Source organism: Nocardioides sp. YJ-D4 (assembly GCF_054031495.1).
In genome coordinates this window covers 4,197,131-4,219,930 of sequence record NZ_CM132932.1, presented here as the reverse complement: position 1 = coordinate 4,219,930, position 22,800 = coordinate 4,197,131, and the positions used below count along the sequence as shown (strand labels likewise).

The window sequence follows — 22,800 nt, the reverse complement described above, 5'->3', positions numbered from 1 at the left end:
ATCGGGTACGCCGCGTACAGATAAAGCCAGCGGCGGCCCCAGAGGGGCCACCGCTGGCCTACAGTTCAGTAACCCGGATCAGTACGACGGCTGGCTCGGGTCGATCTGGTTGACCCACGCCACCACGCCACCACCGACGTGGACCGCGTCCGCGTAGCCCGCGCCCTTGGCGATCGCGAGCACCTCGGCGCTGCGTACGCCGCTCTTGCAGTGGAACACGAGCGGCTTGGCACCGTCGCCGGTGAGCTCGGCGACCTGCGGGATCGCGTTGCCGTTGAGGAACTCGCCCTTGGGGATCAGGACGGCGCCGGGGATCTTGTTGATCTCGTACTCGTTCGGCTCGCGCACGTCGACGAGGACGAAGTCGCGGCTGCCCTCCTCGCGCTCCTTGATCATCTCGGAGAGCTGGTTGACCGAGATGGTCGAGCCGGCCGCGGCGTCGGCCGCCTCGGTGGAGATCGCGCCGCAGAAGGCGTCGTAGTCGATCAGGTCGGTGACCGTCGGGTTCTCGCCGCACAGCGCGCAGTTGGGGTCCTTGCGGACCTTCAGCTTGCGGTACTCCATCTCGAGTGCGTCATAGATCATCAGCTTGCCGACCAGCGGCTCGCCGATGCCGGTCAGCATCTTGATGGCCTCGTTGACCTGGATCGAGCCGATCGAGGCGCAGAGCACGCCCAGCACGCCGCCCTCGGCGCAGGAGGGGACCATGCCCGGGGGCGGGGGCTCCGGGTAGAGGCAGCGGTAGCACGGGGCGTCGTCGGTCAGGGTCGGCGCGAACACCGACGCCTGCCCGTCGAAGCGGTAGATCGAGCCCCAGACGTACGGGATGCCCAGGAAGTACGCCGCGTCGTTGACCATGTAGCGGGTCGCGAAGTTGTCGGTGCCGTCGACGATCAGGTCGTAGCCGGTGAAGATCTCGCGCACGTTGTCGTTGTCGAGCCGCACGTCGTGCAGCACGATGTTGACGTACGGGTTGACCTCCTTGATCGCCGCCGCGGCGGACTCGGCCTTCGGCTGGCCCACCGTCGACTGCTTGTGGATGATCTGGCGCTGCAGGTTGGACTCGTCGACCTCGTCGAACTCGACGATGCCGAGGGTGCCTACGCCGGCCGCGGCCAGGTAGAGCAGGGCGGGCGAGCCGAGACCGCCGGCGCCGATGACCAGCACCTTGGCGTTCTTCAGGCGCTTCTGCCCGTCCATGCCGACGTCGGGGATGATGAGGTGGCGGCTGTAGCGGCGCACCTCGTCGATCGTCAGCTCGTCAGCGGGCTCCACGAGCGGGGCTAGGGACACAACTGCTCCTCAGTTCGGACGTACGTATGCCTACTTGAACACCGCAGGCACTTCTCCATGTTCCCTCATCCGTGGACGAGACAACGACGCGTCCCGCGATCCGAGTACCAGCGGGTAGGCTGCTGGGGTGACCACGCACCAATCCGAGCTCGACCCCACTCGACCGCGAGGGGCGAGACTGCCCCGGACGGAACGACGAGCCCAGCTTCTCGACTCCGCTCTCGAGGTCTTCGTCGCCTACGGCTTCCATGCCGCAGCGATGGACGACATCGCCGAGAGGGCAGGGGTCTCGAAGCCCGTTCTCTATCAGCACTTCCCCGGCAAGCTCGACCTCTACCTGGCCCTGCTGGAGAAGTCCGCGAACGAGATCATCGATCGCTGCCGGGAGGCCCTGGCGTCGACCGACGAGAACAAGGAACGCGTGGCCCGAACCGTCGAGGTCTTCTACGACTACGTCGCCTCCGAGTCCGGTGCGTTCCGGCTCGTCTTCGAGTCCGACCTGACCAACGATCCCGCCGTGCGCGAGCAGGTCGACCGGGTGACCAACGAGTGCGCCGAGGTCATCGCGGAGGTCATCGCGGAGGACACCGGCTTCGCCGCCACCGCCTCTCACCTGCTCGCCGTCGGCTTGGTCGGCCAGATCCAGGTCAGCGCGCGCTACTGGCTCCACAACAACGGCGAGCTCTCCCAGGCCGACGCGGCGCGTCTCGTCGCCGGGCTCGCCTGGCGGGGCATCGGCGGCTATCCCAAGACCGACTGAATCCATTCCAAGTTCCGCTCGTAGCGCAACAGCGGGGTTCCTCACGGTCCGTGTGAGAGGATTCCGAAGCATTGATCGACCCATCGCAAGGAGGACCCGTGGAGGTCAAGATCGGCGTCCAGCAGGCCGCCCGTGAGCTCGTCGTAGAGACCGAGGAGTCCAGCGAATCGGTGGAGAAGCTCATCGCCGACGCCCTCGGCGGCGGCGCTGTGCTCGCTTTGACCGACAGCAAGGGCCGCAAGGTCATCGTCCCGACCGAGAAGCTCGCCTACATCGAGATCGGCCCGGCCAAGGTCGGCAAGGTCGGCTTCGCCGGCTGAACCCCTCGGGCTGCACAACTCAGGGATGGCCCTGATTCCGGTGGCGAACTTCCGGTTTTAGGTCATGTTGTCCGTGCATTCCAGTCCCAACAGGTGCAATATCAAAATATGGGCGCCTTCATGGCGCCACTCACAACCTGAAGGGAAAAGGCATGATCTCTACGATCCTCGTCACCCTCATCGGCGGCGTCATCATCGGTGCCCTCGGCAAGTTCTTCGCCCCGGGCGATAAGGACAACATTCCGTTCTGGCTGACGATTGTCTGCGGTATCGGCGGCATGCTGATCGGCAGCTTCATCTACTGGTTCGTCTTCGGCCAGAACAACGGGCCGTTCGACGGTCATGCGGCCACGTGGGACAACGCAACCAACGGCATCGACTGGTGGCGTCACATCTGGCAGGTCGTGATCGCCGCCGTGCTGGTGGTCGTCGCCTCCGGTGTCACCGGAAAGTCCAAGGCCTGAACCTCGTCCAGGTCACTCGAAGCGGTCCCGCCCCTCTGGGGTGGGGCCGCTTCTGCTGTTGCCGCCGGCTTCACCAGTTGGGCTGCGCCGGCGGCTCCGGCGGGACCACGTCCGGCGGCCGGATGACGTAGACGATCCGCCCGGAACGTGCCCAGGCGCGGTCGAGCTCGCCGAGGTCGTACGTCGTCAGCACCTCCGCGTCGCTGACGATCCGGTGGGAGGCGGGGTCGTGGACGACGGGGTCGCCATCCTCGTCGAAGCCGGTCAGCACGAGCAGATGACCGTTGGTGTCGTACCCGGCGCCGGTCAGCTCGCCGGCCTGGTGCGAGATGGCCAGCACGAGCGGAATCCCGGCCTCGAGGAATCGGGCGGCCTCGGCGAAGGAGCGGAGCCTGGTGACGTACGCGACCAGCCCCCGGGCGCCCGCATAGGCGGTGTTGAAGGCCCAGTTGCCGGCGCCACCGAAGGACTCGTCGTAGACCTCCCGGACGGTGAACGGCACCTGCGGGTCGGGGGTCTCATAGTCCACCCAGGCCGTCTCGGCGGGCGTCGGCCCGACACCCCAGAAGTCGGCGATCATCGCGGTCGAGGCGGCGCTGCACCAGGACTGCCCACCACCGTCCCAGTGCGGATAGCGGTCACGGTGGAGCTGCTGCGAATAGGCGGGTACGCCACCCACCACCGTCCCGCGAGGCACCGTCCCCGGCGCCGGCGCCGAGTTCCGGGCGTCGGCCGAGACCATCGCCCCGAGCAGGCTCACCCGCGGCAGGCTCCCCGCGGGGCCGTGCAGGCTCAGTCGCAACGAGAACTCCGTGAACCTGCGCCCGTCCCGCCCCAGGATGGTGTCGTCGGACGCGACCGCGACCGGGTCGTCCTGACCGGCGACGGAGGTCGAGGTGAAGTCCGGGTCCGAGGACCAGCGAGCCAGCATCAACCAGCCGCTCCGCTCCCCCGACTCGGCGATCACCTGAGCCGCGACCTCCACCCAGGTCCCGGGCGGGGTCACCACGTTCCAGGAGGCGACCAGCTCGTCGAAGCAGAACCCGGGGCTGACCTCGGGAGACGTCCACACACCGGCGTCGGGGACGATCTGTGTCCCTGACCAGCCGGTGAAGCGGATGTCAGTGCTCAAGCCCGAGCTTGCCCATTCGCTCGACGTGACGCTGGGTGAGCCGGGTGAGCATCTCGCCGATGGTGCCGAGGTCGAGACCGGAGAGGTGGCCACCGGCGATCAGCTCGCTGAGCCCCTCCCGGGTGGCCGCGACCTGCTGCGCCTGAGTGATCGCCTCGCCCATGAGGCGACGGCCCCACAGCGCCAGGCGCCCGCCGATGAGGTGATCGGCCTCGATGCCGGCCCGCACCCGATCGACGATGAAGTCGGCCCGCCCGGCGTCCTCGAGGGTGGTGACCACGAGCTTGTGGGTGTCCTCGTCGAGGAAGCCCGCGACCTCGCGGTAGAAGTCGTTGGCGAGCCCGTCACCGACGTACGCCTTGACCAGCGACTCCCACCAGTCCGCGGGCTTGGTGTGGATGTGGAACTCGTCGAACCCCTCACGCAGCGGCTCCATCGCCGCGTACGGGTCGGCGCCGAGCTCCACCAGCCGGTCGAGGACCGGCTGGATCTTGGCGTGCTGGGCGGCTGCCATCGCGAGCAGAGCCGTCTTGTCCTCCAGCGAAGGCGCCATCTTGGCGTCGTCGGTCAGCCGCTCGACAGCCGAGACCTCGCCATAGGCGACCGCTCCGAGAAGGTCGATGACGGCGGCCTTGTAAACAGGATCACCGAACGGATCCTGAGGACCCGTGAACTCTGACGATGCAACCACGGGAGAACCCTACCGATAGAATGCCTTTTGACCGACCCAGCGCCGCTGTAATGCACTTCATATCGCGGTGGTCTGGATCCCGTATGTGCGCGGCGTGGCACTCGCTTGGCAAGCTCGAGACACCCGTGAGTCGCTCGCCGCATTCGATGAGACAAGCGAGTAGCGACGAATCATGACAACGTTCAAGGAGCTCGGGGTTCATCCCGAGATCTGCGCTCCCCTCGAGCGCAAAGGCATCACCACCCCCTTCGCCATCCAGGAGATGACCCTCTCGGTCGCCCTGCAGGGCACCGACCTGATCGGCCAGGCCCGCACCGGCTCCGGCAAGACCCTGGCCTTCGGCATCCCGGTGGTGCAGCGCAGCGTGTCCCCCAAGGACCGCGACTACATCGACCTTCCGCAGGGCAAGCCGCAGGCCCTGATCGTGGCTCCGACCCGTGAGCTGGCCATGCAGGTCTCCGCCGAGATCTCGATGATCTCCGAGGACCGCGGCCTCCGCGTGCTGACCGTCTACGGCGGCGCGGGCTACGACCCCCAGATCGACGCGCTGGAGAAGGGCGTCGACATCGTGGTCGGCACCCCCGGCCGCCTGATCGACCTGGCCAACCGGAAGGTCCTCGACCTCTCCCACGTGCACGCCCTCGTCCTCGACGAGGCCGACGAGATGCTCGACCTCGGGTTCCTGCCCGACGTGGAGAAGCTCGTCACCCTCACCCCGGAGACCCGCCAGACGCTGCTCTTCTCGGCCACCATGCCGGGTGCGATCGTGGCGCTGGCGCGCTCCTACATGCGCCACCCGATGAACATCCGCGCCGAGTCCGCGAGCGAGCGCGAGACCGTGCCTGCCACCGCGCAGTTCGTCTACCAGGCCCACGACCTCGACAAGCCCGAGATGATCGGCCGCCTGCTGCAGTGCGAGGACCACGACAAGGTCGTCGTCTTCGCCCGCACGAAGCGGCAGGCACAGCGCGTGGCCGACGACCTCGCCGAGCGCGGCTTCCCGGCCTCTCCCCTGCACGGCGACATGCAGCAGGCCGCCCGCGAGCGGGTCATGCAGAAGTTCCGTGACGGCAAGGTCGAGGTCCTGGTGGCCACCGACGTCGCCGCCCGCGGCATCGACGTCACCGGCGTCTCCCACGTGGTCAACTACACGACCCCCGACGACGAGAAGACCTACGTCCACCGCATCGGCCGCACCGGCCGCGCCGGCGCCTCCGGTGTCGCGGTCACGTTCGTCGACTGGGCCGATCTCCACAAGTGGAAGATGATCAACAAGGCTCTCGACCTTCCCTTCGACGAGCCGCAGGAGACTTACTCCTCCTCGGAGCACTTCCTCCACGACATGGGCATCCCGAAGGGCACCAAGGGCCGGATCAAGGCCGCCGCGCCCGCGAAGCCCAAGGACAAGGACTCCGACAAGGACGGCGAGAAGCGGGAGCGCGCTCCTCGCAACCGCGACCGTCAGCGCACCCGTTCGCGCGGCGGCCAGGTCGTCGACAAGTCTGCCGCTCCGGCTGCCGAGTCCGCTGAGTCGACGAAGCCCGCCGACGGCGAGGCCAAGGCCGAGGGCTCCGCGCCCCGTCGCCGCCGCCGTCGCCGCTCTTCGGGCTCGGGCGGTTCCGCGCCCAAGGCCGACGCCTGAGCCTGCCTAGGGGATCACGACCACCTTGGTGCCGAGCCGCGCGAAGCGCCACATCGCCTTCGCGTCCGGCTCGGCCTGGCGGATGCACCCATGCGACAGCGGTGTGCCGAGCTGGGCGCGGGTCTGTACGCGCTTGCCCTTGTCCACCGGGATGTTGTGGAAGCCGATCGCGGCGCGGGGGCCCTTGGTGAAGCGTACGAACCACTTCATCCGGCCCGAGTCGTCGATCCCCCTCGCGTGCTCGGAGCGGGAGAAGACCTTGTAGGTGCCGGGCTCGAGGTTGTCGTAGATGCTGCCCGAGACCGGATACGTACGCCGCGTCCGGTCGGCCGCGGAGACGATCCAGACCCGCTGGCGGCTGATCGAGAAGACGGCCCGGCGACCGGTGCCGGAGTCGTCCGGGAGCACCTTCTCCGCAGCGGCAGTCCGCGCGTCGATGTGACGGTCGATCGCGGCCTCGCGCTGGCTGTCGTGCGGCCAGACCGGGGTGCGCCCGGCGTCCGCGCCCAGCTTCATCCCGCTGTCGGCCGCGCTGGGCCGGCCGTTGGCCACCGGCTCGGCGACGACCTCCATCCCGACGTACAGACCGGCCGACGTCAGCAAGGACGCGGCGAAGAGCATCTTGGTGCGCCGGAGAGGCCTGGATCTCACGTGGCGCGCAGTGCGGCTCACTTCTTCATCACGTGCCCGAGTCCCCCTACGAAATCCACGTCGAACATCATCCAAACACGTATCACCGCAAGTCAACTGTCACACGACAGACAGAAACCGTGATTCCGCGTGTGAACCGACGGCCCGGCGCCTGGATCCCCCTCGCAGCCGGTGGTGGCAGGATTGCCCCATGTCGAACCCCACCTCTCTGGTCACCGGCGCAACCGCCGGCATCGGACTCGCCTTCGCCCAGCAGCTCGCCGCCCGCGGACACGACCTCGTCCTCGTCGCCCGTGACGAGGAGCGCCTCACCGGCGTCGCCAAGAACCTGGCGGACGCCCACGGCGTCGGCGTCGAGGTGCTCCGCGCCGATCTGACCGACAGCGCCGACCTGGCCAAGGTCGAGGCCCGCCTGGCCGACGCCGACCACCCGGTCGACCTGCTGGTCAACAACGCCGGTCACGGCCTCAAGCACCGCTTCCTCGACAACACCGCCGACGAGGAGACCGCGATGGCGGAGGTGCTCGTCATCGCCCCGCTGCGCCTCTCCCACGCCGCGCTGGGCGCCCAGGTCGCCCGCGGTCACGGCGGCATCATCAACGTCGGCTCCGTCGCCTCCTACCTCCCCCGCGGCACCTACTCGGCCGCCAAGGCGTGGATCAACTCCTTCACGGAATGGGCCCACAACGAGTACGCCGGCCAGGGCGTCAAGGTGATGGCCCTGCTGCCTGGGTTCACCAAGACCGAGTTCCACGAGCGCCTCGGCTCCGGCTACGACTCGGCCCCCTCGTGGATGTGGCTCGACGTCAACGACCTGGTCCGCGAAGCGCTCGAGGACTACGACGCCGACAAGACCTTCTCGATCCCGAGCAAGCGCTACAAGGCCCTGGCCACCATGGCGCGGGTGGTCCCGTCCGGCGTACTCCAGAAGTTCCAGTCGCTGGGCCGCAAGTAGCCGACCCAGCAGGTAGTCCGAGACGTTCTGGCCCATTACCGGCGGGTATACGGGCCCGAAAGTCTCGGACTATCCAGCGCGGGCCCTCAGGTAGCGCTCACGCTGCCAGTCCGCCAGGGCTCGACGCATCTCGACGGTGTGGGTGGGGGTCCACCAATGTGGCGGGTTGATCGTCCACTGCCGGTCGGCCATCGGTGTCCGGCTTGCTCGCGCCCGAGCCTCATGCGTCCTCCTGATGAAGTCTGCGGGGTCACGACGGTCGGCGGCCACCATGGTGACGTACTCCAGACCGACCCGCCGGAAGGCTCCTTCGCGCCGCAAGTCCTTCGCCCGTTGCCTGCCCGCCAGATGCAGGGCACCGTCGTACTCCGCAACCACACCCCGCTCCAAGTCGATGACATCCGGGGTTCCGATGTGCTGGCCATCGAGGTCGAAGACCGGGCGGTTGCTGACCACCGCCGCGATCCCCATCCGCACCTTGAGGGTGAGTCGCAGATCGGTCTCCGACGGCGACCACACGTTCTCATCGGCAAGCGAGATCGCACGTCTCAGGCGATCGATGCCGGTCCAACCGCTGAGCGTCTCGGCGTAGGCCGCCATCTCCGCCAATGAGATCAGGTCGCTGGCCGCCACGAGGTCGAGCCAGCGTACGGCCGACAACGGCGTCTCTGCCCTACGGACCTCGAACGCCACCGACCGATGCGGATCCGTGAGCACCACCCCGTCCACGACCTGCCGCGTTCTCGGCAGCATGCGCTCCTTGCTCACCTCGATCCCGGCCTGCGCACGTGCCTGCGATCCCGGGGTGAGAATGGTCACCGGAAGCTCGCTCCCGTCCGCGTCGCAACCGTCGATCCAGCGCACCCGCTGCCATGCCAGCGCAGCCCAACCCGTCACCGCGCCGTCCGCAGGCACCACTGCGGAGGCCTCGAGAACCCGCTGCTGCGGTGAGTCCGGGACGTACGCAGGCACGTAGAGCCCCCGCGACGAACGCCGCCACGCCCGTCCCCTCGCCTGCTTCGGCGTCGGACCGAGCGCACCCGAGGGATCCGTCCGCACAGGACGCACCAGCCCAGGCCGCCCGGGTATGTCGGACGGCCTGAAGTGAGAGGCACGAGAAGCCACGGCCCGCATGATGTCCGCGACCACCGACAAGTTGCCGCCCACCGGGTAGTCCGAGACGTTTCGGCCCGTTACCGCCCGGTAGCCGGGCCCGAACGTCTCGGACTACCCAGCTTCAGGCGTTCGCGATGAAGGTGGTGACCGCGTCGGCGACCATCTGAACGGCGATCGCGGAGAGGAGCAGACCGGCGATCCTGGTGATGAGCAGGACGCCGGACTCCTTGAGGACCTTCAGGATCGGGATGGAGAAGACCATCGCCACCAGGAGGGCGAGGTGGACGACGACGAGTCCGAGGCCGAGCCCGAAGGCGGTCCCGACGGAGTCGACCTCCTGAGTGAAGACCATGGTGGCGACGATCGCACCGGGGCCGGCCAGGAGCGGGGTGCCGAGCGGCACCATCGCCACGTTCGCTCCGGCGGCGGCGACGGGGTCGTCGAAGTTGTCGGTGAGCAGCTCGAGGGCGACCAGCAGCAGGAGCAGGCCGCCGGCGCACTGCAACGCCTCGAGGGAGATGTGCAGGAAGTGCAGGATCGCCTGTCCGAACAGCGCGAAGATCGTGATCACCAGGAACGAGACGGCCACCGCGAGGAGCGCCGCACGGCGCTGCTTGCCCGGCGACTGCCCCGCGGTCAGCGACAGGAAGATCGGGATCGTGCCGACCGGGTCCATGATCACGAAGAGCGTCACGAACGTGGAGACGAAGATCTCGGTCAACGTACGACCTCGGGGGTGGCTCGTCCGGAGGCGGCCGCAGCTGCGGCGGCGCGCTCCAGGAGCCGCTCGTACTCAGCGGGTGCAGTGGTGTTCACTCCCAGATGGTGACCCACCTTCCCGGTGCCGTGGTAATCGCTGGATCCGGTCACCACGAGGTCGAGGTTCCGGGCGATCACCCGCAGCTTCTCGCGCACTTCGGGGCTGTGATCCTGGTGGTCGACCTCGAGCCCGGACAGGCCCGCGTCGACCAGTGCGGAGATGGCTGCCTCGTCGGGCTGCTCGCGTCCGGACCGGCCCCACGGGTGGGCGATCACGGTGACTCCGCCGGCGGCGGCGACGGTGCGGATCATCGGCTCGAGCGGGGCCGCGTAACGGCTGACGTTCGCCGGTTTGCCGGCCCCGAGGTAGCGGTTGAACGCCTCGTCGCGACTGCGCACGTAGCCCTTCGCGACGAGCGCGTCGGCCAGGTGCGGGCGCCCGGAGGCAGCGGCGTCACCGGAGACGGCGGCGACCTCCTCGAGCGACACCTCGATGCCGAGGCGCGCCAGCCGGGCCAGCATCAGCGGCAGCCGTCCGTCCCGGCCGGCCAGAATTCGGGCGAGCTCGGCGACCAGCGGCGGGTGGGTCCGGTCGGGCAGGTAGGCCAGCAGGTGCACGCTGTGGCCGAGGTGGTCGGTGCTGATCTCCATGCCGCGGACCAGCTCGATCCCGGCCTCGGTGGCCGCGGCTGCCGCCTCGTCCCAGCTGGCGGCGGTGTCGTGGTCGGTGATCGCGACCACGTCGAGCTCCGCGGCCTTCGCCGCCTGGACCAGCTCGGTGGGCGAATCGGTCCCGTCGCTCACTCGCGAGTGAGTATGGAGGTCGATGCGCACCCGCCCATCCTAGGGCGAGTTCCACCAAGATCCACCGGGGCCACCGAAGGGCAGCTCGACCATCTGTACGCCCAGGTCCCGGACCTGGCGCAGGTGCCAGCCGTCCTGGAGCATCAGCATCGCCGTGGCCGGGCGGAAGACCAGCCACAGCCAGCGGCCGGCTGCCTCACCGACGACCACGGACCGTTCCCACTCCTCGGCGCCGTTGGTCCACTGGGTGATCGGCCACAACGGCACCAGCTGCCGCTGCCCGGCGACCCGGACCCTCGTCGTGGGCGGGCCGGCACAGGCGTCGATCCCCGGGTCCGGTCCTTCCGTACGCGCGCACCGCGCCCCCAGCCCGACGCCGGCCTCCTCGGTGACGACGGTCATCTCGACCGGCCCGTCGTCGGGGGTCACTCCCGTCAGCGTGAGCAGCGTCGCCGCACCCTTGTTCTCGTCGCCGACCACGGCGAGGTCGGCGATCGACCAGCCCGACTCGACCGGCCAGGGAACGTAGGTGGGCACCTCACCGGCCAGCGAGAGGATCTGCACGAGGTCCTCGTAGGAGGCGGCATCGGAACGCCACAGCGGGGTCACCACCCCGTGCTCGGGACACGACTTGCTGCCGCCGGCACCGATGCTCGCCACCGGCGTCGCGCAGCGTGGACAGCCAACCGCAAGAGCCACCCCACAACGGTGACCCGTGGTATCCGTCTGGTCAAGACGTACGGTCAGGCATCGGCCCCGACTAGGTGTTCCAGTGCTTGACGACCGGCTGCCCGCGGTAGGCATCGAGCAGCGAGACGGTCGCGGTGTCGAGCCGGAAGAGACGGCCCTCGGTGACCGGGAGTCCCAGCCACACCGCGGCCAGAGCGCACAGCGCGTGTCCGTGGGAGAAGACCAGGGTGTCACCCTCGCGCTCGCGGGCGGCCGAGACGACCCGGCCCAGCCTCTCCTGGACGGCGGCAGCAGCCTCTCCGCCGGGTGTCTTCGCGGTCCACAGGCTCCAGCCCGGGTCGGTGCGGTGGATCTCGTCGGTGGTGATGCCCTCGTAGTCGCCGTAGTCCCACTCGACCAGGTCGTCGGTGACGACCGCGTCGGGGAAGCCCGCGAGCTCAGCCGTACGCATCGCCCGCTGTCGCGGGGAGGTCAGCACCGCGGCGTACTTCTGGTCCTGAAGGCGTGACGCGAGCACCTTGGCGGCCTCCTCCCCCTCGGGCAGGAGGGGAAGGTCGGTGTGGGAGGTGTGCCGGCCGTTGAGGGACCACTCGGTGGTGCCGTGCCTGACGAGGTAGAGGGCCATGCCCCCATCCAACCAGCCATCGGCCCGGCCGGATCCTCAGGCCCGAGTGATGAACCGATTGACCTCGCGGACGAACAAGTTGGGGGCGAGGTCGGCGGCGGTCGAGAGGGCCCTGGCCGGGAAGCCGACGGTGGTGTGCACCTTCGGCAGCCGCCCGCGCAGGCCCTTGCGGGGCTGCGCCATCTCCCAGACCTGGTCGGCGACGTCCTCGACGGTCAGCCGGATGCCCAGGGTCTCGTGGGAGGAGGCGGCGTTGCCGTCGAGCAGAGCGGTCTTCACCCACAGCGGCCAGACCGCCTGTACCCGGATGCCCTCCTTGCGCCACTCCAGCTCCAGCGCCTCGGTGAGTCCGCGCACGGCGTACTTCGACGCGCTGTAGGAGGCGATCTCCGGCTGCCCGTAGATCGCGCTCGCGCTGCAGACGTTGATCACGCCGGATCCCGGCGTGGCCCGGAGATAGGGGTACGCGGTGTGGCAGCCGTTGATCACGCCGTTGACGTTGATCTCGATGGTCTGGTGGTGCTGAGCCAGATCGACCTCGGCCAGGCGGCCGGCACGCAGGATGCCGGCGTTGTTGACCAGCAGGTCGAGGCGACCGCCGGCGGCGGTCGCGAACTCCTCCAGCGCCGCGTTCCAGGACGCCGGGTCGGTGACGTCGAGCGTGCCACCGATGGCGTTGTCGGACCCGAGGATCGCGGCGACGTCACGCGCGAGGTCGGCGTCGATGTCGTAGACGCCGACGAACCATCCCTCGCTCGCGAACTTCTCTACGATCGCCTTGCCGATCCCTTGGGCGGATCCGGAGACGAAGAGAGCTTTCCTGGTTGCCATGACGTGCTCCTTACGCAGGGATGAGCGCCCAGTAGTCGAGGTCGAGCAGCACGCCGGGGGCGTACTTTCCATCCTCGCCGCGCAGGGTCATCGACTCGTCGCGGCCCTTCGTGGCGACCAGGCGCAGCCGCAGCGCGCCGACACCTGGGGCGTCGGTCTCCACCTTGTCGAGGACCTCGGACCAGGCGTAGACGGTGTCCCCAGCGAAGGCCGGAGAGGTGTGTGCGCCGGCGTTGATCGCGGCGATCAGCTGGGCGTTGGCGAGGCCGTTGAACGACAGCGCACGGGCCAGCGAGATGATGTGGCCGCCGTAGACGAGGTTGCGGCCGTCGGGCCGGGCCTCGACGTTGAAGTGCACCTTCGCGGTGTTCTGCCACAGCCGCGTGGCCTGCTGGTGCTCGGACTCGGTGAGGGTGACCCCGTCGACGTGGTCGATCTTCTCGCCGACCTCGTAGTCGGCCAGCCGGTGCGGCTCGCCGGCGGCGGTGAAGTCGTAGGCGGAGAAGTCCAGGCCCGTGGGCACGATCAGGTTCTTCGCATCGACGACCGCGGCCAGCTCCGGGATCACGGTCTCGGGGGCCGCGGCGTCCTGGTCCCGCTTGTGCACCATCACCCAGCGCGCCCAGTCGATGGCGACCTCGCCGCGCTGGTTGGTGGCGGTCGAGCGTACGTAGACGACGCCGGACTTGCCGTTGGAGTTCTGCTTGAGGCCGATGACCTCGGACTTCGTCGAGAGCGTGTCGCCCGGCACCACCGGCTGGTGGAAGCGGCACTCGGCGTAGCCGAGGTTGGCGACCGCGTTCAGCGACACGTCCGGGACAGTCTTACCGAAGGCGATGTGAAAGCCGATCAGCTCCTCGACCGGGTGCTGCTCGAGCCCGACGGAGGCCGCGAAGGCAGCGCTCGAGGGCACCGCGAAGCGGGTCGGGTAGAGCGACCCGTACGCAGCCCGGTCGCCCTCGGTCACCGTGCGCGGCGTGGCGTGCTCGATGACCTGGCCGACCTGGAAGTCCTCGAAGAAGTTGCCGGGGTTCGTCTTGCTCATTGCGGCCTCTCGTCGGTGAATCTGGCGGTGCGGGATTACCGGACAGTAACCTAGTTCAGACGATCCCGTGGAGGCGTTCCGGGATGCGTAACAGCGGCTGGTTGCGGAGGTTGTCGATGTGGCCCGGGCCGACGGCGCGGTGCACTCCGTCCTCCTCACGGACGAGCCTGGCCGGCAGGACCGAGGCCGGGTCGAACTCCTCGACGTCAGCGCTCACCGAGGCGGTCGCGGTGGTCAGCAGGCCGGCGAGATCGTCACCGGAGCGTCCCCACGAGCTGCCCTTGCCGCGACCCACCGCCTTGGCGAGCTCGTTGCGGCGGTCGGCCTGTCGGCGCAGCAGGTCCAGGTCGGCGAACTTCATGTGGAGCATGAACAGCCCGGGATCGGGCACGTAGGGCGCCTTGATCCCGTGGGAGGCGAGCGTCCAGGCGGCCGACACCCGCTTGACCGACGGCTTGCACATCAACGGCGCGAACTGGGCGTACGCCCGCTGGCCGACGATCGGCTTGCCGCTGACCAGCGCTCCCTCGACCGCGGTGTGGTGGACGACGTTGAGGGCGAACGGGGCGATCACCCGCTCGGGGCGTCGGGCCAGGTAGTCGGAGAGGTTGGCGTACCTCGCCGGGTCCGGGACCAGGAACTCGTCCACGTCGGTGAAGATGACCACGTCGTAGACCCCCAGGAGACCCTGGGCGACCCCGCTGGCCAGGCCCATCCGGCCGGCCTCGAAGTTGCCCTTCCGGAATCCCGGCAGGCGCTGGACCGTGCACGAGAGGTCGTCGGTCGAACCGTCGGTCGAACCGTCGTCGAAGACGATCAGGTTCTCGAGACCCGCCGCTCGGCCGTAGTGGTCGACCCAGCGGGTGAGCATCTCGCCCTCGTCGCGGGCGATGGTGAGCACCGCGATCCGTGGCGGCGCGGCCGGCGTGCCGCCCGTCTCCTCGGCGAGTCTGCGACGACGGCGCAGGCTCCAGCTGCTTGACAAAGAGTTCCCCCGAATATGTGTGTGTTGAGGCCCTACGTGCGGACCAGCTCCTCTCGCCGGACGGACCACTCCACGAGGTCGGCCAGGGCGGAGACGGCGCGTGCCGGGGCCTTGCGGCCCTCCCCCGGGTCGATGGCCTCACCAGGGATGGTCGGGTCGGCGAGCTTCTTGTCGAGGTCCGTACGCAGCGCCGCGTAGGAAGCAACCGCGGCGTCTCGAACCTGCTTGTCGGTGACCTTGCGCGGGTCGATCCCGCGTACGTCCACAGGGGCGAGGTCATCGAGATCCCCGTGGATGGTGGCGTCCAGACCGCTCAGCTCGGCTGCCTGGTCGCGGGTGAACGAGGCGGTCCAGCGCGGTGCCTGGAGCCCGATACGCGGGTCGTCGACCGTCAGCTCGGGCATCAGGCGCTTGCCGAGGACGTGCTTGCGCAGCCCCATCGCCGCCGGGTAGGCCAGGCCACGCCGGTCCAGCTCGGCGTTGAGGCCGCGCAGCACCTCGACGGTCGCGGAGCCGAGGGAGGTGTTCTTCGGCGGCGGGCTCTTCATCCCCTCGGGATCGAAGCCCATCGCCACGCCGAAACGCTCCAGCAGCAGGGTCGCCGGGCTGCCCGGTGGCGGCACGGTGACAAGGTGCAGCGGCCCGGCCTGGGCCCAGCGCCGGGCGATGGCGACCATGTCCTGCTCGGACCAGAACCGCTTGCCGGGACCGGAGTGACGGCGCTCAGGAGAGCCCGGACGGCTCTTGTTGACCGAGGTGAGGAAGTCCGACCAGGTCCAGTCCACGCCGTTCTGGACGAGCTCCTGCCACATCGACGGGATCTGCCGGTTGATGTCACGCAGCGAGAGCACGATCTCGGGGGTCACGCCCCTGAAGCTCGTCGCCACCCGCTCGACCGTCTCCGGGCCGACGGGCGCCAACAGCTCGACGGAGATCAGCGCCGTGCCGTCCCATTCGTCGACCTCGGCGACCAGGCGATCCCAGGCCCCGGCGACCGAGTTGCCCTGCGGGTGCTTCCGGCGGCCCTTCACGTCGAGCACGGCCTCGATCTGGTTGCGCCAGCGCGCGCCGGGGACCAGGAACCCACGCCCCGCGAGGAGAGCCTTGTTCTTGTACAGGGCACCCTGCAGATAGGTCGTCCCCGACTTCATCGCCCCGACATGGAGCACTACGCGGCGCGCCAACTTCTCGTTACCTCTCGACCAGACCGACCCGACACCCCCGAGGGGGCATCGTAGCGTCAGGACCCGCCGCCGCCCGCCTTCCGGCGGTGCATCTTCGGCGCGCCACCGACCACCTCGGACCCGTGCGCCTTCTCCTTGGCCCCCGCGCTCTCGGCGCGTGCGTGGTCGTGGTTGTTCTTCTTCTCCAGCGCCTCGCGCATCTTGGCTTTGAGATCGTCGTTGGTCATCGCTCTCCCTAATTCGGCGTTGTGAGTCGTTGGTCGGGTAACGACCAACCTACGGCACGCGCCCCGACGAATCCCCAGTTTTTCCGGACGAGACCGGAGTTGTGGGCGACGAAGGTCTACTTTCGTCGCCCACAACTACGGATTCGGCGTCCGTTCGTGCGGACTCGATCGAGGCGAGTCAGGCGACGTGGTGATGGGCGGGGAGGTCGAGGAAGCCGGCATCGCCGCCGGCGTAGTAGGTCGCCGGGTCGGCCTCGGCCAGGGGAAGCCGACGACGAAGGCGCTCGACGAGGTCCGGATTGGCGAGGTACGCCCGGCCGAAGCTCACCAGGTCGGCACCCAGCCCCAGCCAGCGGTCCGCGGAGGCCAGGTCTGTCGGCCTGGCCCCGAACGGCGCCGCGCCGCGGGTCAGCCACGAGCTCGGGTTGACGATCATGGTCCCGTCCCACCGCTTGCGCAGGTCCAGCATGGTCGCCTCGTCGGTGGTGGCCTCGAGGTGGACGTACGCCAGCCCGAGCCGGTTGAGCTCGGTGAGCAGCGCCGCATAGACCTCGGCATGATCGGGCTCGGTGACGTCCCAGAGCCCGGCGCCGGGCGAGAGCCGGATGCCGACGCGGTCGCCGCCGACGGCATCCACCGTCGCCGCAACCGCCTCGACCGCGAACCGGATCCGGTTGGCCACCGAGCCGCCGTAGCGGTCGGTGCGCAGGTTGGCGTTGGTCGAGAGGAACTGGCTGATCAGGTAGCCGTTGGCCCCGTGCAGCTCGACCCCGTCGAACCCGGCGCCGACCGCGCGGCGGGCGGCCTCGGCGTACGACTCGGCCTGCTCGGCGACCTCAGCCGTCTCCAGGGCACGCGGCACCGGTGCGGGCAGAGGCCCGGTCGGCGTGAAGACGTCGGCCGCCAACGCGACAGCGGACGGGGCGACCGGCCGGAGGCCCGAGATCGACTCGTGCGAGACCCGGCCGCCGTGCATGAGCTGGGCGAAGATCCGGCCACCGTTGATGTGGACGGCGTCGGTGACCTGCCGCCACGAGGCGGCCTCCGCGTCCGTACGCAGCCCGGCGGTGTTGGGGTTCGAGGTGCCGACAGCGTTGGGAGCGATCCCGTCGGAGATGAGCAGGCCGGCGGTCGCCCGCTGAGCGAAGTACGTCGCCATCGACGGCGTCGCCAGGCCGTCGGCGGTGCCTCGGGCGCGGGTCATCGGCGCCATCACGATCCGGTTCGGCAGCGTCAGCGGGCCCAGGTGGTGGCGGTCGAAGAGGCTGGTCACAGGTGAGCTCCTTGGGAGTGGCAGTGGGTCGCCACGTACGCTAGAACCTGACACTGACGTCAGAGGCAAGTCTTGTGCCGGAGATCACCCAGGAGGAGTTCGATGCGGATCGGCGAGCTCGCGAGGCGAGCAGGCGTGAGCGTCCGCTCGCTGCGCTACTACGAGGAGCAAGGGCTGCTCGAGTCCGAGCGCAGCAGCAGCGGCCAGCGGCACTATCCGGAGGCGGCCGTCGACCGGGTGATCCTCCTCCAGCGGCTCTATGCGGGCGGACTCTCGAGCCGTACGATCGGCGAGGTCCTCCCCTGCGTCGACCGGCCGAGCTCCGACACCTCCGAGGCCGCCTTCGAGATGATGGTCGGCGAGCGCGACCGGCTCAGCGCCCACATCGAGGACCTGCTCCGGACCCGCGACATGCTCGATGAGCTGATCGCCACGAACCGCCGCCACAACGCGACCCTCGCGTCCGACTCAGCCCGCTGACCGACCGGCCGAGACAGCAGAAGTGGGCGACGAAACCACAGTTTCGTCGCCCACTTCTACAGATTCGGCGGAATGGGTCGCCGAAGGCTCAGGACTTGTAGTCCTTGAGCAGCGAGCGGCCGATGATCATCTTCTGGATGTCGCTGGTGCCCTCACCGATGAGCATGAACTTGACCTCGCGCATGAGCCGCTCGATCTCGTACTCCTTGGAGTAGCCGTAGCCGCCGTGGATGCGGAAGGAGTCCTCCACGACCTCGTTGGCGTACTCGGAGGCGACCATCTTGGCCATCCCGGCCTCGACGTCCATCCGCTTGCCGGTGTCCTTGAGACGCGCGGCGCGGACCATCATGTTGTGGGAGACCTCGACCTTGGTGCCCATCTCCGCCAGACGGAACAGGATGGCCTGGTGCTCGGCGATCTTCTTGCCGAAGGTCTGACGCTGCTGGGAGTAGGCGATGCCGAGCTCGAAGCCACGGATCGCCAGGCCGCAGGCGCGGGCGGCGACGTTGACCCGGCCGACCTCGACACCGTCCATCATCTGGAAGAAGCCCTTGCCCGGGGTGCCACCGAGGATCTGGTCGGCCGAGATCTTGTGACCCTCGAAGATCATCTCGGTCGTGTCGATGCCCTTGTAGCCCATCTTGTCGATCTTGCCGGGCACGGTCACGCCCTGGGCGGTCTCGCCGAAGCCCGGGGTCTTCTCGACCAGGAAGGTGGTCATGTTCTTGTAGACGCTCTCGGCGCCCTCATCGGTCTTGGTCAGCACCGCGACCAGGGTCGAGGAGCCACCGTTGGTCAGCCACATCTTCTGGCCGGTGATGCTGTAGGACCCGTCCTCGAGCTTGGTCGCCTTGGTCGACACCGCGCTCACATCCGAGCCGAGACCCGGCTCGGACATCGAGAACGCGCCCCGCACCTCGCCGGTGGCCATCCTCGGCAGGTACTTCTGCTTCTGCTCCTCGGTGCCGTGCTGCATCAGCATGTAGGCCACGATGAAGTGGGTGTTGATGACGCCGGAGACCGACATCCAACCGCGCGCGATCTCCTCGACACACAGCGCGTAGGTCAGCAGCGACTCACCCAGCCCGCCGTACTCCTCCGGAATCATCAGACCGAAGATGCCGAGCTCCTTGAGACCTTCGACGATCTCGGTCGGATACTCATCGGCGTGCTCCAGCTCCTGGGCCACCGGAATGACCTTCTCGTCCACGAACTGACGGACGGTCTTCAGGATCTCTTCCTGAATATCGGTGAGACCTTCGGTCTCGGCAAGGCGACCCATGCTTCACTCCTACTCTCGGTGGTCGAGCCTGTCGAGACCACCACGACGTGTCACTGCGGCAGGTTACCAATCAGTAACCATCAGTGACAGGGTGACTCCCACCACATCGCGATCCTACGTCTCTCAAACCCGCCGTCCGACTGCCGAGAAGAACGGCTTGAAGAGCTTGTCGTACGACGCCCTGGTGACGCTCACGTAGCCCGACCGCTTCCCCGAGCCGGCCGAGGTGGACATCTGGGTGCTGGAGCTGAAGGCGAACGCCGGGGTGGCACCGGACCTGCTGATCAGCAGCACGGTCGCCCGCAGGCCGGCGCGGTCATAGCCGCTCGGGCGCCGTACGGCCCAGCTCTCCTTGTTCACGTCCTTGCCGAGGACCCGCTGCAGCGAGCGCATCTCGGCGGTCGTGGTCCCCTCCGCGGTGACGACCTGGACCTGCGCCCCACGCGACTTGGCCCGCTTCAGCGCCCGGAGCACCTTGGCGTTGCTCAGCGCACGGGTGGCCAGGTGGATGACCTGACCCCGCTTGGTGCTGTTGACCGACTTCAGGACCGTACGCAGCACGCTCTGCTCCTCGGCGGTGCTCAGTCCCGGGTCGGTGACCACGACACCCGGCCCGAACCTGACCCGTGAGGAGCCCTCGATGGAGGTGACCGGCAGCGGCGAGAAGTCGACGCGGACCGCGTGGTGGTCGGACTCGAGCCCGAAGGCGCGCTGGTTTCCGGTGGCGAACCGCGCGATCCCGCGGGCGAGCACGTAGTCGATGGTCGAGTCCCGGCCGTGCGTCACCGGTGCCTGCTGGGTGACGTCGTAGCTCGGGGTCAGGTGCTGCGCGGCGAAGATGTCGCCCGGATAGCGAGAGCCCTCGTACTGCACGTTCAGGTCGCCGCCCACCATCACCGGGCCGCGTCTGGCCAGCGCCTTGACGAGCACGTTGAGCGCGCGGGCCGAGGGACGGACCAGGTCGCCGTAGTACTTGGACTTGGGCGCGAAGTGCACCGCGACCACCGAGACGTTCCGCCCGGTCGCCCGGTTCTCGAGGGTGACCCAGTTGGCGAACCTGATGCCCCAGTGCAGCCGCTGGTCGGCAGGCTTGCCTCGCTTGTTGCTGATCTGGTGGATGCCCTTCGAGGTCGCTGCCCATTCGTCGTTGTCCCAGGCCACCGCCGTGGCCGACCTGTAGGGGTCGCCGCCCTTGCGCCACACGCGGTAGCGCCCCGGCTCGAGGTCCGCGGTCCGGCGGCCGTTCACCTCGTTGTAGGTGATGAAGTCGGGCGCGGTGTCGACGACCTCGCGTACGTCCTTCTTGAACCTCGCCGTACCCATGCTGGCCTTGATGTTGGCCTGCACCATCCGATAGCGCGGTGGCGAGTAGGCGACGGTCGCCAGGTCCGTCACCGACGGAGCGGACGAGTCGCGCACGGCGACGAGCGCGCCGCCGAAGAGGCCTAGAACCAGCCCCGTGGTGAGCAGAGCCTTGAGCATCCGAACCCCGTAAGACGGGACAGAAGATTGCGTACGCATCCGCTCGAGCCCCTTTCACAGCAGTCGCGGCCGATCACGCTGGCCACATAGACACCTTTTGTAACACAAGCCTCACCTGGTTCACGGTTCCCATTCCGGGGCCGTTCGGATAGTTCATCGAATTCACCGGCGGTGCCACCGCGTGAGCGTCGAAGCGCCCCGCTGGGGGCTATGTCATAACGTTGGCCCGTGAGCACCTCGCCCAACCGCGTCTACGCGGCACGCCTGGTCGGCCTTCCGATCTTCGACCCGCTCGGTGAGCAGGTCGGCAAGGTGCGAGATCTCGTGGTCACGGTCAGATCGGACGCCCGACAGCCCCGCGTGCTGGGCCTGGTGGTCGAGGTCTTCGGGCGCCGGCGCATCTTCGTGCCGATGACCCGGGTGACCAGCATCGACGCCGGCCAGATCTACACCACCGGCCTGCTCAACATGCGCCGCTTCCAGCAGCGTTCGACCGAGACCCTGGTGATCGGCCAGATGTTCGACCGTCAGGTCACCATCCGCCCCACCGGCGTCGTCGGCACCGTCTACGACGTCGGCATGGAGCAGGCCCGCAACCGCGACTGGCTGCTCTCGCGGGTCGCCGTGCAGGAGCTCGCCAAGGGACTGCGCCGTCGCGGCCAGACGCACGTGGTCGAGTGGAACGACGCCGAGGGGCTGGCCAGCCGCTCCCCCACCCAGGCCGCGACCCACCTGGTCCAGGCGATCCACGACATGCGCCCGGCCGATGCCGCGACGATGATCCACGAGCTCCCGCCCGAGCGGCAGCGACAGGTCGTCGCCGCCCTCGACGACGAGCGCCTGGCCGAGGTGCTTGAGGAGCTGCCCGAGGACGACCAGGTCGCCATCGTGCGGGCCCTGGACTCCGAGCGTGCCGCCGACGTGCTCGAGGAGATGTCGCCCGATGACGCGGCCGACCTCATCGCCGAGCTGCCAGAGGAGACCGCCACCCTGCTGCTCGAGCTGATGCAGCCCGAGGACGCCAAGGACGTACTCCGGCTGATGTCCTACGAGGAGGACACCGCCGGCTCGATGATGACGCCCGAGCCGGTCATCGTCGGCCCCGACGCGACCATCGCCGACGCGCTCGCTCTCGTACGCAACCCCGACCTCACCCCGGCCCAGGCCGCCCTCGTCTACGTCTGCCGTCCACCGCTGGAGACGCCGACCGGCAAGTTCCTCGGCATCGCCCATATCCAGCGGCTGCTGCGCGAGCCACCGTCCACGCTGGTGGCGGGCGCGCTCGACGAGTCCCTGGAGCCGCTGCGCCCCGAGGACAGCACCGAGCAGGTCGCGGCCCACCTGGCGACGTACAACCTGGTCGCCGCTCCCGTCGTCGACGAGAACGGCCATCTCGCCGGCGCGGTCACCGTCGACGACCTGCTCGACCACCTGCTCCCGGAGAACTGGCGCGAGAACCTCGCCCGCCAGGAGTCGGCCACCGAGCCGCGTCCCGACACCAGGCCCGACACCCGCCCCAACAAGGTGATCACTCCGGAGATGGTGCGCCGTGGCTGACACCCGCGCCGCCCGCGGCCGCCTCGACACCCCGCGCGAGCTGCGCCGCCCGCTGGTCCGGCGACCCACCTTCCGCGCCGACGCCTTCGGCTCCTTCGCCGAGGCCTTCGCCCGCTACATGGGCACCGCCCGGTTCCTCGCCTGGATGACGATGGTCGTGTTCATCTGGGTCGCCTGGAACGCCCTGGCTCCCCGCGAGTGGCGCTTCGACGAGTTCCCGTTCATCTTCCTGACCCTGGCGCTGAGTCTGCAGGCCTCGTACGCCGCGCCGCTGATCCTGCTCGCGCAGAACCGCCAGGAGGACCGTGACCGGGCCATCGCCGAGCAGGACCGTCGTATCGCCTCGCAGTCCAAGGCCGACATGGAGTTCCTCGCCCGCGAGACCGCGTCGCTGCGGATGGCCCTCGGCGAGGTCGCCACCCGCGACTACCTCCGCTCCGAGCTCCGGCTGCTCCTCGAGGAGCTCGACGAGCGCGACCGTCACCGCGGTCCGATCGACCAGCCCTCGGGCGATGCTGGAGACTCCCCACGCACGACGTAGGCTTGCATACC

Annotated in this window: 25 protein-coding genes; 8 read left to right on the top strand and 17 right to left on the bottom strand. The window is 68.8% G+C overall.

Annotated features, from left to right (window positions below; all coding sequences use genetic code 11):
• Positions 1-78: 78 nt before the first annotated feature.
• The gene (gene moeZ / locus ACW14X_RS20285) at positions 79-1,293 is read right to left on the bottom strand and encodes an adenylyltransferase/sulfurtransferase MoeZ (RefSeq protein ID WP_160027383.1); all 1,215 of its coding nucleotides are present in this window, start codon (positions 1,291-1,293) and stop codon (positions 79-81) included.
• Between the two features lie 127 nt (positions 1,294-1,420).
• Between moeZ and ACW14X_RS20280 the strand changes: the two genes are divergently transcribed.
• From ACW14X_RS20280 to ACW14X_RS20270, 3 genes are all read left to right on the top strand, one after another.
• Positions 1,421-2,053, top strand: coding sequence for a TetR/AcrR family transcriptional regulator (locus ACW14X_RS20280; protein WP_400464764.1), 633 nt, complete (start codon positions 1,421-1,423; stop codon positions 2,051-2,053).
• 98 nt (positions 2,054-2,151) lie between these two features.
• Positions 2,152-2,373, top strand: a complete 222-nt coding sequence (locus ACW14X_RS20275) for a DUF3107 domain-containing protein (RefSeq protein ID WP_091052608.1) — start codon at positions 2,152-2,154, stop codon at positions 2,371-2,373.
• A gap of 152 nt (positions 2,374-2,525) precedes the next feature.
• Positions 2,526-2,837, top strand: coding sequence for a DUF1129 domain-containing protein (locus ACW14X_RS20270; RefSeq protein ID WP_160027379.1), 312 nt, complete (start codon positions 2,526-2,528; stop codon positions 2,835-2,837).
• 70 nt (positions 2,838-2,907) lie between these two features.
• Here the strand turns inward: ACW14X_RS20270 and ACW14X_RS20265 are convergent, their stop codons facing one another.
• Both ACW14X_RS20265 and ACW14X_RS20260 read right to left on the bottom strand, forming a co-directional pair.
• Positions 2,908-3,969, bottom strand: coding sequence for a C39 family peptidase (locus ACW14X_RS20265; protein ID WP_457163083.1), 1,062 nt, complete (start codon positions 3,967-3,969; stop codon positions 2,908-2,910).
• Positions 3,959-4,660, bottom strand: coding sequence for a ferritin-like fold-containing protein (locus tag ACW14X_RS20260; RefSeq protein WP_160027375.1), 702 nt, complete (start codon positions 4,658-4,660; stop codon positions 3,959-3,961). The genes ACW14X_RS20265 and ACW14X_RS20260 overlap by 11 nt, the downstream gene beginning before the upstream one ends.
• A 172-nt stretch (positions 4,661-4,832) precedes the next feature.
• Here ACW14X_RS20260 and ACW14X_RS20255 point away from each other — a divergent pair, with 172 nt between their 5' ends.
• Entirely contained in the window at positions 4,833-6,302 is a 1,470-nt protein-coding gene (locus ACW14X_RS20255) for a DEAD/DEAH box helicase (RefSeq protein ID WP_160027373.1), read from the top strand.
• Positions 6,303-6,308: 6 nt separating this feature from the next.
• Here ACW14X_RS20255 and ACW14X_RS20250 read toward each other — a convergent pair whose 3' ends face one another.
• On the bottom strand, positions 6,309-6,953 hold the full coding sequence (locus ACW14X_RS20250) for a L,D-transpeptidase (protein ID WP_457163082.1): 645 nt from the start codon (positions 6,951-6,953) through the stop codon (positions 6,309-6,311).
• Between the two features lie 190 nt (positions 6,954-7,143).
• Between ACW14X_RS20250 and ACW14X_RS20245 the strand changes: the two genes are divergently transcribed.
• Positions 7,144-7,908 carry an SDR family NAD(P)-dependent oxidoreductase gene (locus ACW14X_RS20245; RefSeq protein WP_457163081.1) on the top strand — a complete coding sequence of 255 codons (765 nt, stop codon included), beginning with the start codon at positions 7,144-7,146 and terminating at the stop codon, positions 7,906-7,908.
• A gap of 69 nt (positions 7,909-7,977) precedes the next feature.
• Here the strand turns inward: ACW14X_RS20245 and ACW14X_RS20240 are convergent, their stop codons facing one another.
• From ACW14X_RS20240 to ACW14X_RS20190, 11 genes are all read right to left on the bottom strand, one after another.
• Positions 7,978-8,967 carry a hypothetical protein gene (locus tag ACW14X_RS20240; protein WP_457163080.1) on the bottom strand — a complete coding sequence of 330 codons (990 nt, stop codon included), beginning with the start codon at positions 8,965-8,967 and terminating at the stop codon, positions 7,978-7,980.
• 178 nt (positions 8,968-9,145) lie between these two features.
• On the bottom strand, positions 9,146-9,745 hold the full coding sequence (locus ACW14X_RS20235; RefSeq protein ID WP_160027365.1) for a MarC family protein: 600 nt from the start codon (positions 9,743-9,745) through the stop codon (positions 9,146-9,148).
• Positions 9,742-10,617, bottom strand: coding sequence for a PHP domain-containing protein (locus tag ACW14X_RS20230; protein WP_160027363.1), 876 nt, complete (start codon positions 10,615-10,617; stop codon positions 9,742-9,744). The genes ACW14X_RS20235 and ACW14X_RS20230 overlap by 4 nt, the downstream gene beginning before the upstream one ends.
• Before the next feature lie 9 nt (positions 10,618-10,626).
• Complete coding sequence (locus ACW14X_RS20225; RefSeq protein ID WP_160027361.1) at positions 10,627-11,286, bottom strand: DUF6758 family protein; 660 nt, start codon at positions 11,284-11,286, stop codon at positions 10,627-10,629.
• Between the two features lie 61 nt (positions 11,287-11,347).
• A complete protein-coding gene (locus tag ACW14X_RS20220; protein ID WP_201451227.1) occupies positions 11,348-11,902 on the bottom strand; it encodes a histidine phosphatase family protein in 555 nt (184 codons plus the stop codon).
• A 36-nt stretch (positions 11,903-11,938) separates the two neighbouring features.
• On the bottom strand, positions 11,939-12,733 hold the full coding sequence (locus ACW14X_RS20215; RefSeq protein WP_160027357.1) for an SDR family oxidoreductase: 795 nt from the start codon (positions 12,731-12,733) through the stop codon (positions 11,939-11,941).
• A gap of 10 nt (positions 12,734-12,743) precedes the next feature.
• Positions 12,744-13,778 (bottom strand): MaoC family dehydratase, encoded by a 1,035-nt coding sequence (locus ACW14X_RS20210; protein ID WP_457163079.1) that lies wholly within the window; start codon positions 13,776-13,778, stop codon positions 12,744-12,746.
• Positions 13,779-13,833: 55 nt separating this feature from the next.
• A complete protein-coding gene (locus ACW14X_RS20205; RefSeq protein WP_457163078.1) occupies positions 13,834-14,763 on the bottom strand; it encodes a glycosyltransferase family 2 protein in 930 nt (309 codons plus the stop codon).
• A 32-nt stretch (positions 14,764-14,795) separates the two neighbouring features.
• The gene (locus tag ACW14X_RS20200; RefSeq protein WP_457163077.1) at positions 14,796-15,947 is read right to left on the bottom strand and encodes a hypothetical protein; all 1,152 of its coding nucleotides are present in this window, start codon (positions 15,945-15,947) and stop codon (positions 14,796-14,798) included.
• Between the two features lie 56 nt (positions 15,948-16,003).
• Positions 16,004-16,174: a DUF5302 domain-containing protein gene (locus ACW14X_RS20195; protein WP_160027349.1), complete on the bottom strand. Its 171-nt coding sequence runs from the start codon at positions 16,172-16,174 to the stop codon at positions 16,004-16,006.
• Between the two features lie 178 nt (positions 16,175-16,352).
• Positions 16,353-17,447: an alkene reductase gene (locus tag ACW14X_RS20190; RefSeq protein WP_457163076.1), complete on the bottom strand. Its 1,095-nt coding sequence runs from the start codon at positions 17,445-17,447 to the stop codon at positions 16,353-16,355.
• Positions 17,448-17,549: 102 nt separating this feature from the next.
• On the opposite strand from ACW14X_RS20190, the gene ACW14X_RS20185 reads away from it, so the two are divergent.
• Positions 17,550-17,927, top strand: coding sequence for a MerR family transcriptional regulator (locus ACW14X_RS20185; protein ID WP_160027345.1), 378 nt, complete (start codon positions 17,550-17,552; stop codon positions 17,925-17,927).
• An 88-nt stretch (positions 17,928-18,015) separates the two neighbouring features.
• On the opposite strand, the gene ACW14X_RS20180 is transcribed toward ACW14X_RS20185, so the two are convergent.
• Both ACW14X_RS20180 and ACW14X_RS20175 read right to left on the bottom strand, forming a co-directional pair.
• On the bottom strand, positions 18,016-19,209 hold the full coding sequence (locus ACW14X_RS20180; RefSeq protein ID WP_457163075.1) for an acyl-CoA dehydrogenase family protein: 1,194 nt from the start codon (positions 19,207-19,209) through the stop codon (positions 18,016-18,018).
• A 123-nt stretch (positions 19,210-19,332) separates the two neighbouring features.
• Entirely contained in the window at positions 19,333-20,691 is a 1,359-nt protein-coding gene (locus ACW14X_RS20175; RefSeq protein WP_457163074.1) for an endonuclease/exonuclease/phosphatase family protein, read from the bottom strand.
• 228 nt (positions 20,692-20,919) lie between these two features.
• On the opposite strand from ACW14X_RS20175, the gene ACW14X_RS20170 reads away from it, so the two are divergent.
• Both ACW14X_RS20170 and ACW14X_RS20165 read left to right on the top strand, forming a co-directional pair.
• Positions 20,920-22,248: a magnesium transporter MgtE N-terminal domain-containing protein gene (locus ACW14X_RS20170; RefSeq protein ID WP_160027339.1), complete on the top strand. Its 1,329-nt coding sequence runs from the start codon at positions 20,920-20,922 to the stop codon at positions 22,246-22,248.
• Positions 22,241-22,789 carry a DUF1003 domain-containing protein gene (locus ACW14X_RS20165; protein WP_160027330.1) on the top strand — a complete coding sequence of 183 codons (549 nt, stop codon included), beginning with the start codon at positions 22,241-22,243 and terminating at the stop codon, positions 22,787-22,789. The genes ACW14X_RS20170 and ACW14X_RS20165 overlap by 8 nt, the downstream gene beginning before the upstream one ends.
• Positions 22,790-22,800 lie beyond the last annotated feature (11 nt).